This window comes from Microcystis aeruginosa NIES-4325 (genome assembly GCF_008974145.1).
In the GTDB taxonomy this organism is placed as follows: domain Bacteria; phylum Cyanobacteriota; class Cyanobacteriia; order Cyanobacteriales; family Microcystaceae; genus Microcystis; species Microcystis aeruginosa_G.
Genome location: NZ_BJKP01000001.1, coordinates 41197 through 54709, shown reverse-complemented (window position 1 = coordinate 54709; position 13513 = coordinate 41197). Strand labels below are relative to the sequence as shown.

12 protein-coding genes and 1 pseudogene are annotated in these 13513 nt (G+C 44.1%); 3 read left to right on the top strand and 10 right to left on the bottom strand.

The window, feature by feature from the left end; translation table 11 throughout:
• Positions 1–48: 48 nt before the first annotated feature.
• On the bottom strand, positions 49–2607 hold the full coding sequence (priA, locus tag MiAbW_RS00235; RefSeq protein WP_151694418.1) for a primosomal protein N': 2559 nt from the start codon (positions 2605–2607) through the stop codon (positions 49–51).
• Positions 2608–3172: 565 nt separating this feature from the next.
• Here priA and MiAbW_RS00230 point away from each other — a divergent pair.
• Complete coding sequence (locus MiAbW_RS00230; RefSeq protein WP_151694417.1) at positions 3173–4306, top strand: RNA polymerase sigma factor, RpoD/SigA family; 1134 nt, start codon at positions 3173–3175, stop codon at positions 4304–4306.
• Positions 4307–4816: 510 nt separating this feature from the next.
• Positions 4817–5977 (top strand): aminotransferase class V-fold PLP-dependent enzyme, encoded by a 1161-nt coding sequence (locus MiAbW_RS00225; protein ID WP_151694416.1) that lies wholly within the window; start codon positions 4817–4819, stop codon positions 5975–5977.
• Positions 5978–6096: 119 nt separating this feature from the next.
• Here the strand turns inward: MiAbW_RS00225 and MiAbW_RS00220 are convergent, their stop codons facing one another.
• The 9 genes and pseudogenes from MiAbW_RS00220 to MiAbW_RS20370 all read right to left on the bottom strand — a co-directional run bounded on the left by MiAbW_RS00220 (position 6097) and on the right by MiAbW_RS20370 (position 12824).
• Positions 6097–6873, bottom strand: coding sequence for an RNA polymerase sigma factor SigF (locus tag MiAbW_RS00220; protein WP_151694415.1), 777 nt, complete (start codon positions 6871–6873; stop codon positions 6097–6099).
• Positions 6874–7352: 479 nt separating this feature from the next.
• On the bottom strand, positions 7353–7445 hold the full coding sequence (locus MiAbW_RS19480; protein ID WP_172967330.1) for a PEP-CTERM sorting domain-containing protein: 93 nt from the start codon (positions 7443–7445) through the stop codon (positions 7353–7355).
• Positions 7446–7472: 27 nt separating this feature from the next.
• Positions 7473–7937: pseudogene (locus MiAbW_RS20640) on the bottom strand (choice-of-anchor R domain-containing protein); the annotation flags it as partial.
• Positions 7938–8448: 511 nt separating this feature from the next.
• Positions 8449–10074 carry a chaperonin GroEL gene (gene groL, locus MiAbW_RS00205; protein ID WP_151694414.1) on the bottom strand — a complete coding sequence of 542 codons (1626 nt, stop codon included), beginning with the start codon at positions 10072–10074 and terminating at the stop codon, positions 8449–8451.
• A gap of 46 nt (positions 10075–10120) precedes the next feature.
• A complete protein-coding gene (gene groES, locus MiAbW_RS00200) occupies positions 10121–10432 on the bottom strand; it encodes a co-chaperone GroES (protein ID WP_002737272.1) in 312 nt (103 codons plus the stop codon).
• Positions 10433–11139: 707 nt separating this feature from the next.
• A complete protein-coding gene (locus MiAbW_RS00195) occupies positions 11140–11757 on the bottom strand; it encodes a CP12 domain-containing protein (protein WP_151694413.1) in 618 nt (205 codons plus the stop codon).
• A gap of 51 nt (positions 11758–11808) precedes the next feature.
• Positions 11809–12135, bottom strand: coding sequence for a hypothetical protein (locus tag MiAbW_RS00190; protein ID WP_002751596.1), 327 nt, complete (start codon positions 12133–12135; stop codon positions 11809–11811).
• An 80-nt stretch (positions 12136–12215) separates the two neighbouring features.
• Positions 12216–12539 carry a thioredoxin gene (trxA, locus tag MiAbW_RS00185; protein ID WP_002763751.1) on the bottom strand — a complete coding sequence of 108 codons (324 nt, stop codon included), beginning with the start codon at positions 12537–12539 and terminating at the stop codon, positions 12216–12218.
• Between the two features lie 153 nt (positions 12540–12692).
• Positions 12693–12824, bottom strand: a complete 132-nt coding sequence (locus MiAbW_RS20370) for a hypothetical protein (protein ID WP_274596513.1) — start codon at positions 12822–12824, stop codon at positions 12693–12695.
• A 47-nt stretch (positions 12825–12871) separates the two neighbouring features.
• Here MiAbW_RS20370 and MiAbW_RS00180 point away from each other — a divergent pair, with 47 nt between their 5' ends.
• Complete coding sequence (locus MiAbW_RS00180; RefSeq protein ID WP_151694412.1) at positions 12872–13312, top strand: recombinase family protein; 441 nt, start codon at positions 12872–12874, stop codon at positions 13310–13312.
• The last annotated feature ends 201 nt before the right edge of the window (positions 13313–13513 follow it).

Sequence of the window (13513 nt, the reverse complement as noted above, 5' to 3'; positions counted from 1 at the left end):
TAGCAAAAGTTTGAGCTATCACCACTACAATAAAATCACTACCCTTGATTATTCTATAGTTAAGGGATCCACATCGATCGCCATACTTACCTTGGGTAAAACTAAGCTTTTCATGGGAAGAAAAAGACGGCCGATATCAGCCTTTTCTCCCGATAATTTTAACAGAATTTGCCAGCGATAACGGTTAGCAACTCTCATAATTGTTGCGGGTGCAGGTCCTAAAATATCCCAATCTGAACCGAAATTATTAACACATTCCTCTGCGACATTTTCGGCACTTTTCTGCACTGCTTCCCCATCTAAACCACTAAAGCGAATTAAGACTAAACTGCCGTAGGGAGGATAATTTAAGCTCTCTCTCTGCATTAATTCCGTCTCGACAAAACCCTCATAATCGTGGGTTTGCACTGCTCTAATCACGGGATGTTCGGGGGTATAGGTTTGGATAATTACCTTTCCTTCTGTTTCTCCCCTTCCTGCTCTCCCTGCTACTTGGGTGAGGGTTTGAAAAGCGCGTTCGGAGGCGCGATAATCGGAGTGATAAAGTAAGCCATCGGCTGCCATTACTCCTACTAAAGTAACTCGATCGATATCTAATCCTTTGGTGAGCATTTGGGTTCCCACTAAAACATCAAACTCACCATCAGTAAATTTTTTTAATAGTTCCCGGGGAGCATTTTTATTACGGGTGGTATCACTATCAAAACGCAAGCAGCGCAAATCAGTAAATTCTTTGGTTAATTCTTGGGTGACGCGCTGAGTGCCAGTACCGAAAAATTTCAGATAGGGAGAACCGCATTCAGGACATTGTTTCGGATGAATGCGACCATAGTTACAGTAGTGACAGCGTAGTAATTCTTGCGCTCCCGGTTCGGTGTGGTGGTAGGATAGGGAAACATCACAGTGGGGACACTCCAGCACATAACCGCAACTTCGGCAAGATACAAAGGTACTATGTCCCCGACGACTGACGAATAAAATTGCCTGTTCTCCCTTGTCGCGCAGGGTTTCCAGAGATGAACGCAGGGATTGACTAAACAGGGAACGATTGCCTCGTTGCAATTCCCGCCGCATATCGACGATTTCCACCCGCGGTAAGGGGCGATTTTGAATGCGATCGGGCAAAGATAGGTAAAGACGGGGATTAGCTTGGGATTCTAGCCATGTTTCTAGGGATGGCGTGGCCGAACCTAAAATTACGGGACAATGGTTTAATTGAGCGCGCCATTTAGCCACGGTACGCGCGTGATAGGTGGGGAGTAATTGACTTTGTTTAAAGCTGCTATCGTGTTCTTCATCGAGGATAATCATGCCTAGATAGGGTAAAGGGGCAAAAATTGCCGATCGCGTCCCGATAATAACTTGCGGGGTTCCTGTCAACATCTGTCGCCAGGTATCGTATCTTTCTCCTTCCGAGAGGGCGCTATGATAAACATAGACTCGATCGCCAAAACGGGCCACAAAGCGATCGGTTAGTTGCGGTGTTAATCCAATTTCGGGGACTAAAACCAAGGCAGATTTACCCGCTGCTAGGACGGGTGCGATCGCCTGTAGATAGACTTCTGTTTTACCCGATCCCGTCACTCCATGTAAGAGAGCGCTTTCACCACCTTTCAGGGTTTGAATCGCTTCTAGGGCTTGTTTTTGACTAGAAGTGAGTGTTTTTGGTTGATCCCTGCTCATAATCGCCGAGGATAAGCGCAGAAATTCTCGATCTTGAATCACCACATAACCCTTGTCAATTAGCGGTTTAAAATGCTTTGTCCCCGCAAGTTGTACCAATTCTGGCAGCCACATTTCTCCTCCCTGGTGGCGTAAGATTTCGACAATTTTGCGCTGATTTTCGGTTAAATCAGCAGGAAAGTCAGTTATCAGCAGGGTAATGGCTTTTTTTAACTTAATATTAGGACTTTTGGGTGCTTCTAGATAACTTTCTACCCAACCGCGCTTAATTAAATCTTTGATACCCTTATCGGCACTTTTTACCTCCTTTCGCAGGTATTTCGCCGAATAATCGCCTTCTTTTTGATTCTTGAGCAGGGATAAAATCTGATGGGAGAGGGGAGTACAAAAAACCTCCGCACCGGGGGGAATCGCTTCTGGTTTTAATCTGATGCGACGTTGAGGTGGTCGCAGTAAATTTGAAGGCAACGCAGCACAAATAGCCGTAACGATATCTGTTGCATAGTAATATGCCACTTTTTTGATAATTGGCCAATAATTGTCGATAAAAAAGCCCTTAGCGACTACATCTTCCACCGGACGAATTTGATCTTCCCGCAATCCGGCAGGTAAATGTTCGAGAAAACCAATCGCAATTCCCCGAAACAATTCAGAACGAACGGGAACGTTTAAAATATCCCCGAGTTCTACGGATAAATTAGATGGAACACGATAGGTGAGTATTTGTTGCCCATCTGATAAGGTTCCTGCCTCCTCTACAGCTAAATCAAGGGGAACATCATCAGATGATAATTTTTGTTTATCTTGACCATCTATAGCATAGGAGAGAATTACCAAAACTTCTAACCACGGTTGCCCAGTTGTGGTTAATTGGTAAGGTGTGCGAGGTTCCGCTACAGTTAGAGTAGCACAGCGATCGAGCATAGTCAGTGGGGAGATGGGGTGATCGGGAGAATAGGGTATTTAAATTATAGTTTAAAGCTTGAGGGGCATAAAACCAGTTAATTTTCTCTAAAAATACTTTAAATATTGCTTTTTTGCCCACAAATTTTGATTTTTAGCTAGGGCAGTCTTCCCAAATGATAATCATTGACTATTAGCTATTAAATCGCACCATAGTTAGTCAAAAGTTGAGAATAGTTCTCAATAGGAAAAGCAAAGAATAGTAATAAAAAGCTGACTGCTATCTTGATTGTTAAGAAGGGTGATCTTTACCTAGTCAAATACCAAAAACCTTAGTTAGAGTGTATGAGTAGAAACACTGAAAGCTCCTCCCATTTACCAGAAAATCTGATTATCTGGTGCGGCGATTTGTAACCATCGACACAGAATCGCATAATTATATCCCAGAAATGGCCGCCATTAATTAAGAAAACGTTTAAAAAATCTGCTCCCCGAAAATTCAATGTAACAATCATCCCATTGGGAGAAACTGAGTTTTTCCCCGCTATTATAATCCCACTCCATCCATAACCACTAATAACTGCTTATGAAAATCTCTAAACTAGCCGCCGATGATAATTTTAATCAAATCATTGCCCTGGAGACAAATCCTTTAGAATTGGACAGCGTGGATTTTGGGGAAAGAACTGACGAAGATCTGACTGAACCTTTACCAGAACCCCTAAAAACCACTGCTGCAGCTAGTGGAACAGGATACGATAAAGGCAGCAATGAAGATACTGTTGGCGCATTTTTTAAAGAAATGGCCCGTTATCCGCTGCTGAGTGCGGAAGAAGAAATTGAATTAGCCCACTCAGTTAAGTTTCTGATGGAAGCGGAAGAAGTGCGCCAAAAACTGCAAGAAAATTTACATCGTCCCCCGACGAAAACGGAATGGGCGATCGCTTTAGACTTAGATAATGAACGTCAACTGGAAAACCGTCTTTATCGCGGACGAACAGCTAAACGGAAAATGATTCGTTCTAATTTGCGCTTAGTGGTTTCTATCGCTAAACGCTATTTAAATCGCGGAGTTCCTTTCCTAGATTTAATTCAAGAAGGTGCGATCGGACTCAACCGTGCGGCCGAAAAATTCGATCCCAATAAAGGTTATAAGTTCTCTACCTATGCTTATTGGTGGATTCGACAAGCAATCACCCGCACTATTGCTAACGATGCGCGGACAATTCGTTTACCGATTCACATTGTTGAAAAACTCAATAAACTCAAAAAAGCGCAGCGCATTCTCAAGCAAGATTTGCAGCGCAATCCCACTGAACGAGAACTCGCAGAAGCGTTAGAAATAACTCCCGAACAATTGCGGCAATTATTACAATTGCGTCGTCAATCTCTCTCTTTAAATCATCGTGTGGGTAAGGGAGAAGATACGGAATTAGTGGATCTGTTGGAAGATGATGATCTACAACTTCCCGAAGATAAAATGAATGAGATGATGATGCGTCAGGAAATTTTCGCAGTTTTAAGTGATGTTCTCACGGAACGGGAAAAAGATGTTATCTCCCTCCGTTATGGTTTAGCTAACAGTCAACCCTATACCCTAGAGGAAGTGGGGGGAATGTTCAATTTATCTCGCGAACGGGTACGTCAAATTCAAACTAAAGCGATGCGAAAATTACGTCGTCCTCAAGTTGCGCGTCGTCTGAAAGGATGGTTACATTAATAATTTTTTCTAACTCGTTCTCTCCTCTCTCCTTTTTCCTGGAGAGCTTTTTTTGTCGATATTTAGGTTAAAATTAAGATCAACTTGATTGGCTCTCTTAGGTTTGTTGGGTAAAATGTATTCTAAGATACAGTACTTGGAACGAACCACAAAGACACAAAGGACACAAAGATTGAGCGTTCCTATATAAGTCAAACTGATCACACAAAGAAGAAGAGAGCCGCTGATTTTCTCAATAGATAGTCATAATAGCTACCTACTTACATCTTCCCCGACAACAAGAGCATCTAATCCAACGGAAAGTGAAAACGGGAAAATATCAATCTCCCGAAAATCATCCTTTCATAGATGGAGAAACTTTTATAACTGCAATTATCCATCGTTTTCAAACCATGGCAGATTAATCTAAAATGGGTTGTTATGTCATATACTAGCTAGTTAGAAGCTGAATACAATAGGCAATTTTTCAGCTATTTTTTCTAGTTCTGAATAAAATCAAATTAATTCAATATGTCCAAAAACTCTTGGTTAATTCCCGATAATATTTATTTTCTCAACCATGGTTCCTATGGTGCAACCCCTAGAATAGTCTTGGATTATCAGCAACAATTACGGGAAAGAATGGAAAGACAACCTTTAGCATTTTTGGGGAGAGAGTTAGAAGGATTATTAGATATTGCTAGGCAAAAATTAGCGGATTTAGTGGGAGTAAATAGCGCTGATTTAGTCTTTGTTCCCAATGCAACCACAGCAGTGAATGCGGTGTTAAATTCTTTAACTTTTCAGGAAAATGAGGAAATTTTGATCACCGATCAGACCTATAATGCTTGTGCTAATGCAGTTAAACATATAGCTAAAAGATGGGGATTGAAGGTAATTATCGCTAAAATTCCCTTTCCTGTACAGTCTCCTTTAGAAATTAGTCAGGCAATTTTAGCATCTGTTTCTCCCCAGACAAAATTAGTAGTTTTAGATCATGTCACCAGTCCCACGGCCTTAATTTGGCCAATCGCAGAAATTGTGCAAGAATTAAATAATCGGGCTATTGATACTCTTATCGATGGCGCTCATGCTTTAGGTTTTTTACCCCTTAATATCAGGGAAATTAATCCCACCTATTATACTGCTAATTGTCATAAGTGGTTATGTAGTCCCAAGGGGGCTGCTTTTCTCTATGTTCGCAGGGATAAACAGGCAATAATTCGACCTTTAACTATTAGCCATGGCGCAAATTCTCCTCGACAAGATCGCTCCCGTTTTCAGTTAGAATTTGCTTGGATGGGAACCGATGATCCCAGTGCTTATTTATCAGTGCCAAAAGCGATCGAGTTTTTAAATTCTCTCTCTATTGATGGTTTACTGGGTCTGATGGCGAGGAATCGTAATTTGGCTTTAAAAGCCAGAAATTTGCTTTGTCGTACCTTGCAGGTCAATTATCCCTGTCCAGAATCAATGATCGGATCGATGTCCTCGATTCTAATTCCTAATTATTCTTGGACAGCAGAAGATCTATCTAGACAACTCTGGGAAAAATATCAGATTGAAGTGCCGATAATTACCTGGGGAGACGCATCATTAATTCTGAGAATTTCTGCTCACTACTATAATTCGATCGAGCAGTATGAATATTTAGGTGGGGTTTTAAATTACTTACTATTTGGGCAAAAATAAGCTGAGAGCATCCCAATCCTAATAATGTTGTTTTTATGCAAAAAATTGAGTTTTTGAGGTGTGTTTTGATCATTTTTCTGATTTTTGGAGATTTTAGGGGTTGAGAACCGATAATTTGCTTAAAATACTTCTTGAGTCATGGTTTCCTTGAGAATTTCTAAACCTTTTTTCACCCGACGGGAGACGGTAACGACACTAATGCCTAATTGTTCGGCGGTTTCCCGTTGAGTAAGATCTTTAAGGAAGACAAATTCGAGAATATGACGGGTTTTGTCTTCTAATTGAGCGAGTGCCTGTTGTAAACGAATGCGATCCTCTTGACATAGTTGAAAGCTGCGATAATGGGGATCGGGAATGAGGTCTTTTAAACAGGTATTATTATCTTCATCGTTATTAACCGTCACATCGAGACTGAGGGGTTCACGGTTTTGGAAAGCCAGTTTTACCTCTTGCCATTCTGCGAGGGAAATATTTAAAGCGAGGGAGATTTCCGTATCGTTGGGTTGACGATTGTGAACAGTTTGGAAATGCCGACGCACATTTGTCGCTTGTCTGCCTAAATCTAACCAACGGCGAGGAATACGAACTGTGTAACCTTTATCCCGCAGATAGTGTTGAATTTCGCCGCGAATATAGGGAATAGCGAAAGAACTAAAGGCATTACCTTTGCTGCTGTCAAAACGCTTAATCGCCCGAATTAATCCCATACAGCCAACCTGCACTAAATCTTCGTAATTTTCATGGCATTGATTGACCCAATGATGAGCTTCCTTTCTGACTAATCCTAAATTTAACTCCATAATCCGATCCCGTAACTTATTATCCCCTGTTTTTTGGTATTCTTGGAACAGGGTGAGGGTTGCCAGCTTAAGATTTTCTTGATTGAGGATAGACATCGCGTATTAAAGGACTTAAAAAACCATTGACTGTAAAAGATCACTATTGCAATTAGCTTTGACTAATCCCAACACAGTCTAGATTAGAAGCGGAAAGCAATCGCAACAATGTCATTGACTATGATACAACCTTTATATAAAGAATTGTGCGATTTCAGGCGGGGAAAGGAAGTATTTAAGACAATTTTTCTGCATTCGTGGCGGGCATCTACACCCCTATCCCGCCTCCTTGGGGGTTGGCGGTGAGGAAAATCAAGCATCTCTGCCATTGCTGATCATTAGCCTACAATATTACTAGGCGATCGAATATTCCCCGAAATTCATGAGTCAATCCCCCGTCACCGATTCCCTAAAAATTATCCTGACAAATATCACGGAAAAATTAGTATAGTAAATTTGTAGGTCGGGTTGAGGCAACGAAACCCGACATAGATCCTCGGTTGTTGGGTTGAACAGAGTGAAACCCAACCACCGGCAACTTATCCCTTGTTCCGACGACCTTTAACCCCCAGTAATCCCAATCCGAACAGTGATAACGCCGCGATCGCACTAGGTTCGGGCGTGCTGGCCACTGGACCGGTTATCTCGGTCGCGTTGATCTGGAAACTGTTGAGAGTTCTACTGTTATTGAAACTCGATCCACTAAAGTTCCTAAACCGGTTTCCCGATAGCGTCGCGATGCCCGTCGGGGTTATACCCGGATTAGAGGCGCGCCAGCTGAACCCTCCAACGGTACTGGCAACGTATAACCAGTATTTAGTACCGGCGGTAAACGTGAGGGGGCCAGTGGGAGTGAAGGTGTAGTCAAAGGTTGCCACTCCTTGAGGGGTGGGATTGGTGAAATTGGCGAGGACGGTACTGCCCGGATCGCTACCCCCGACATCATTGCGGATCTGGACGAGAGGAACATCTCCACTCTCGTAGTTCTCGAGTCGCAGGATGGCGTTGTCGAGGCTGTAATTGTTACCCGCGGGCAGGGTAAAGGCGAGTGCTTTTACAAAAGTCCCCGAATCGGCAGTAAGAATAGTACCACCATTATCATTCGTTTGCGGGAGATTCCCGATCAGAACCGCCGCGCGGACAGGGTTTACCCCCCCCCACTAGGACAAATGAACTACTGATGCCTGTCAACACCAAAGACATAGATGAGGTTTTCATGATCTCTAAAAAAGTTAAGAAATTATGTAGATTAGCCTATCGCAGCCGTCTCTTCTTTTCAACTATTGATTAGATTTTCTTATCATTTACCGTCTGGTATGATATTTAATTCTATAGTGTATTGACAAAATAGCTAGAAAGTGGTATGCAACATCGGGCAGTTTCTGCTCGTGCCAAGTGCGATTCCTTTAGGGAGAGGGTAATAGATCCTCGGTTGTTGGGTTTCACTCCGTATTAAGTAGTCGTGCAAAATAAATTTCCTAGTGAAGAAAGGCACTCATGCAAAAGGCAAAAGGCAAGAGGTGGCTAGATATGTGTAATTAATTTTGCTTAGGTACTTAACCCGAAGTGATGTTTTTTTATCAAAAAAACTCGATCGCAATTAAGCGATCGAGTCGAGAAAAAATAGACTAATTATTAATAGTCGAAGTCACCACCGCCGGCGGGAGCAGCGGGTTTTTCTTTTTCGGGTTTATCCACGACAATACACTCGGTAGTTAAAACCATACCGGCGATAGAAGCGGCATTTTGTAGGGCAGAACGAGTCACTTTCGCAGGGTCAACGATACCCGCCTCAAACATATCGGAGAACTCACCGGTAGCGGCATTATAACCGACATTAAAGGGCTTCTCTTTCACCCGTTCGGCAATAACTGCACCGTTTTGGCCGGCATTTTCAGCGATCCGTTTTAAGGGAGCAGCAATGGCGCGAGAAACGATTAAAGCGCCGGTTAATTCTTCATGGTGTAGGGTTTCTTTAGCCCAGGTTTCCAATTGGGGAGCGAGGTGAGCTAAAGTAGTACCACCCCCGGGGACGATACCTTCTTCTACGGCTGCTTTAGTGGCGTTAATTGCGTCTTCTAGGCGCAATTTGCGGTCTTTCATTTCCGTTTCCGTAGCGGCACCGACTTTAATCACTGCCACACCGCCGGCTAATTTAGCCAGACGTTCTTGCAGTTTTTCTTTATCGTAGGAAGAATCGGTTTCCTCGATTTGACGGCGAATTTGCTCACAACGGGTTTTCACTGCCACGTCGTTTCCTTCGGCGACGATGGTGGTGGTATCTTTGTTCATGGTGATACGACGGGCCGTACCTAAGCTGTCAATTTTGGTGGTTTCCAGTTTTAAACCCGCATCTTCGCTGATGACTTGACCACCGGTTAAGACGGCGATATCTTCTAACATCGCTTTTCTGCGATCGCCAAATCCGGGAGCTTTCACCGCAGTGACGTTAAGAACACCGCGCAGACGGTTAACCACTAGGGTTGCCAAAGCTTCTTTTTCGATGTCTTCGGCGATAATTACTAGGGGTTTGCCTTGACGGGCCACTTGTTCGAGAATGGGAACCAAATCCTGTACTAAACCGATTTTTTTGTCGGTAATCAGAATAGCGGGATCTTCAAAAACGCATTCCATGCGTTCGGTGTCGGTGACAAAGTAGGGAGAGATATAACCTTTGTCAAAACGCATCCCTTCGGTGATTTCTAGTTCGGTGGTCATCGATTTCCCTTCTTCTAGGGAAATTACGCCTTCTTTACCGACTTTATCCATGGCCGAGGCGATCATTTGACCGACTTCATCATCGTTACCGGCAGAGATAGCGCCCACTTGTGCGATCGCTTTGGAATCTTCTACGGGTTTCGCGTGTTTGGCGATTTGACTGACGAGGAAATCGGCAGCTTTATCGATGCCTTTTTTCAGAGAAATCGGGTTAGCACCGGCGGCGACGTTGCGTAAACCTTCTTTAACGATAGCGTGAGCGAGAACGGTGGCGGTAGTTGTACCATCCCCCGCTACATCGTTGGTTTTTGAGGCAGCTTGGCGAATTAAAGCCACACCGGTGTTCTCGATATGGTCTTCCAGTTCGATTTCTTTAGCGATGGTGATGCCATCATTGACGATTTGGGGCGCGCCAAATTTCTTTTCGAGGACGACGTTACGACCTTTGGGGCCAAGGGTGACGGCTACCGCTTCGGCCAGGAGGTCCATGCCTTTTTCTAAGGCGCGACGGGCATCTTCGTTGTAGATAATAGATTTAGCCATAATGTATCGTTATTCGTGCAAAATAGGGGTTTTCAAGGGTAGATGACTAGGAAACGGCGGCGAGAATGTCTTTTTCGGAGAGGAGAACGAATTCTTCGCCACCAAGTTTGATATCGGTTCCGGCATATTTGGAGTAGAGAACTTTGTCACCCACACCTACTTCTACAGGGGTCCGGCTACCGTCATCGTTGCGTTTGCCGGGGCCGACGGCCACAACTTCCCCGATTTGGGGTTTTTCTTTAGCGGCATCGGGAAGGAAAATGCCACCGGCGGTTTTTTCTTCGCTGGGGCTAACTTTAACGAAAACTCGATCGCCTAGGGGTTTAACAGTTGTTACGTTGATGCTGACTGCAGCCATGGAATATCCTCCGTTTGTCTTGTATTTGGGTAAGTGCTTTTTTCAGATTAGCACTCTTACCTTCCGAGTGCTAATTTACCGAAATAGAAGGCCCCCTGACAACTGCTCGATCGGTACGGGTTTCCGAACTATGGTGTTAAGCTATAGCAGTTATCTTAATGGTGAGGTACAAAGTTTTCCTTTTGGGAAGGCAGCAGTCAGCATATCCCTTTTCCGTCCCTCTAGGGAAGGGGAAAACAGAAATGACAGGAAAAAACGGATACCAACAAAGAATTTATCAATCGATTAAGTATTTGTTTAAGAATAACCTGAACAATTTTGACCAGGGTAATCGCACATTATTCTGTATAAATTGCAACAGACAAAAATCCCTGACTATTACTTTCAGCAGGTTGAACTAACAGGAGTTAATCTGAGAGAAAGTACAAAGTTATGTAAGTCCAGCTGAATAAAAGTAAAAACCTTGTTCAATAATATCTTTAGGCTTTTTAGACATCAAAAAGTGCTCACCATTGGAGAGATCGGAGGTAAAAATCTGGGACTTTTTCCCTGAAAATGGTTAAAAACCGCCCGAAACGCTGATTATGGGGGTTTAAGCAAGCGTCGGTGATAGAGCAACAGAAACCGCGACCTCAGCCCTAGAGAAGTCGCGTGTAGTTCATATTCTCACCCTCAAAGCGATCGAATTTCCCAAAACCCGCAAAGATTTAATCCTCATAAATGCGGCACTCTAAAGCATCGGGATTAGCCTCGCAGTAGGACTGGAGTGAGTTACTCCCCTGTTTTTTGACCCGTTGATGAGAGGCTTCCGCCTGGAGTTCCTCCACCACATCCCAGGCCGCGGCGCAGTCTGGAGAGGTCTCACCCTTGGCTGCACAAATTGCCCGCGCGTCTTCCCGGGCTGCTTCAATTTCATCTTCAATGAACAACCGCTTGGGCTTTTCAACAAAATCGCTCTTGAAGAGAATATCACTGACAGAAATAATACCCAGCAAAGTTTTACCCTGAATCACCGGTGCGCGGCGAATGCGGGTTTGAGCAAATAACCGAGCCACATATTCCACCCCCAGTTCAGGATTGACGACCACACAGGGCTTGGCCATAATTTCATAGACCCGCATAGTTTTAGGATCGTGGCCAAAGGCCGCCACTTTGTAAACAATGTCGGTTTCGGTGACAATTCCATAAGGATCCTGTTCATGGCGCGGTTCGACAATCAAACCCCGCAGTTTTTTTTCTTTCATCAATTTCACAGCATCGGCAACCGTTGCCGAACCACGAATGGTGACAACGTTTTGGGTCATAATTTCTTGAGCTTGCAGCATATATGGTTTGGTTTTTTTTAATGAAAGAACTGGTATAAATGCAAAAGTTGACTAGGGTTGCCCCGATAGCAATTTCCTAGACTCTTGTGGGCTGAGTGCCACTTTGAACACAGATGACAAAGACCAATGGGCGATCGCTGGTTGGGGCTGAGGCGGCATGGCCGCAGCTGTGTTCCCCTGAATGCCAGGAGCATAGGCTTCCAGCACAGCACCATTTTGCCAACACATGGCGATGAAATAATCACACACTGGGCATTCCGTCTGAGCAACCTGCCGGGCTGGACACTTATATCCTGCGGGCAGGCGATCGCTCAAGAGCCGTTGAGCTACGCTACCACAGTTGGGACACCGGATTTCTATAAGCTTGTTCATCGCCATACCTCAAAATTGAATAGTGATGTGAGAAGGAAAGGGTCAACTTCGGACGTTTGCCCAGAGTGTTTGTTCACGGTGGAAGACTATAATTGTCGTTCTACGGCTGCCGTAAATTCTTCATAGGGTTTAACCCCAACTAATGTTTCTATCAATTTCCCCTGTTTAAATACCATGACAGCAGGAATACTTCTAATCCCAAAGCGTTTGGCCACGGGTTTGTTACTGTCCAGGTCAAGTTTGAAGACTTTGGCGCGATCGCGATAGTCATCGGCCAATCGATCGATCAACGGCGCCACCAGTTTGCAAGGTCCACACCAGGTTGCCGTGCAATCTACCACCAACAGTGATTCACTCTTTAAGAGGGAATCAAATTCAGTTTCATCTTGAATAAATGTAGCCGTACCCATGTTTATATCTCCAAATTGATTTTGTGTAACTTAGGACAAATTCTCTGATCGCTGCGTTTTACAATACAAATCCAGCCTTGACCCGCTCCTCATCTAAAAATGCTTGGCCTTATCGCCGAAACTTTCTTCTTTGAAAAGGGTTGAGGTCTAGGACTATGAGTAAAGCAAAATGGCATTAGTCAATGTCCGCCTCCCGGGGGTATCGTCTATAGTTTGGTCGTCCCAGACATCGATGGTGATATCTAGTCCCTGCTCATGCAGGGGTTTTAATTTGTAAGTCGTCATCGGCTGCTCCCAATCAAAACAAATTTGCGACGTCAAGTTGCGATAATATGGTTTTGCAAGTTATTGCATTTAGATACCCTATGACAGCGACCCCTTCCAACGATTTATCTGCCTGGGAGCGGCTAGAACAAGGCAGACAAGCAAAAGCAAGCAACGGTGGTTATGCGGGCTACGGCTCTCCTGCCTTTGGACAACGATCGATCGATGGGGAATTAGTGGATGATCCGGAAGAGTGCCGGGTCATTGAACTGATTCGCCGTCATCACAAATCAGGGAAATCCTTGCAGAAGATCGCCGATTGGCTTAATGAACAGGGCTACACCACCAAACGCGGTCTACCATGGCAGCGTATTTCCGTAAAGCGGGTGCTGGATCGACTTTATGGAAAGGTGTCCAGAATTTCCGGAGTAACCCTTCAGGCCGACCAGAACCCGGAAGTACTCACCCCAGCGTCTGGTGATGCAGCCCCTAAAACCATTAGAGGCTGAATGACCCCTAAATAAAAAGTTTCAGGGTTTAACCTGTTACATCCCTCTATGATACACCGAAGTGGGTCTAAAATCTTTACGAGTTTAATAAAAATTGTAATAAAACGTTACATCTTTTAGGAAAAAGTTAAATGACGCTACACTTTGAGATAGTTTTAGAACGGGTTTTGGCAACTCTGAGAGTCTGGGTTCTTTGCCCGG

Excerpts from the sequence above, each read along its gene's own strand:
- groES (WP_002737272.1), bottom strand. The coding sequence starts at position 10,432 with ATGGCTGCAGTCAGCATCAACGTAACAACTGTTAAACCCCTAGGCGAT.
- groL (WP_151694414.1), bottom strand. The coding sequence starts at position 10,074 with ATGGCTAAATCTATTATCTACAACGAAGATGCCCGTCGCGCCTTAGAA.
- MiAbW_RS00225 (WP_151694416.1), top strand. The coding sequence starts at position 4,817 with ATGTCCAAAAACTCTTGGTTAATTCCCGATAATATTTATTTTCTCAAC.
- trxA (WP_002763751.1), bottom strand. The coding sequence starts at position 12,539 with ATGGGTACGGCTACATTTATTCAAGATGAAACTGAATTTGATTCCCTC.
- MiAbW_RS00180 (WP_151694412.1), top strand. The coding sequence starts at position 12,872 with ATGGTTTTGCAAGTTATTGCATTTAGATACCCTATGACAGCGACCCCT.
- MiAbW_RS00190 (WP_002751596.1), bottom strand. The coding sequence starts at position 12,135 with ATGGCGATGAACAAGCTTATAGAAATCCGGTGTCCCAACTGTGGTAGC.
- priA (WP_151694418.1), bottom strand. The coding sequence starts at position 2,607 with ATGCTCGATCGCTGTGCTACTCTAACTGTAGCGGAACCTCGCACACCT.
- MiAbW_RS00230 (WP_151694417.1), top strand. The coding sequence starts at position 3,173 with ATGAAAATCTCTAAACTAGCCGCCGATGATAATTTTAATCAAATCATT.
- MiAbW_RS20370 (WP_274596513.1), bottom strand. The coding sequence starts at position 12,824 with ATGACGACTTACAAATTAAAACCCCTGCATGAGCAGGGACTAGATATC.
- MiAbW_RS00195 (WP_151694413.1), bottom strand. The coding sequence starts at position 11,757 with ATGCTGCAAGCTCAAGAAATTATGACCCAAAACGTTGTCACCATTCGT.
- MiAbW_RS00220 (WP_151694415.1), bottom strand. The coding sequence starts at position 6,873 with ATGTCTATCCTCAATCAAGAAAATCTTAAGCTGGCAACCCTCACCCTG.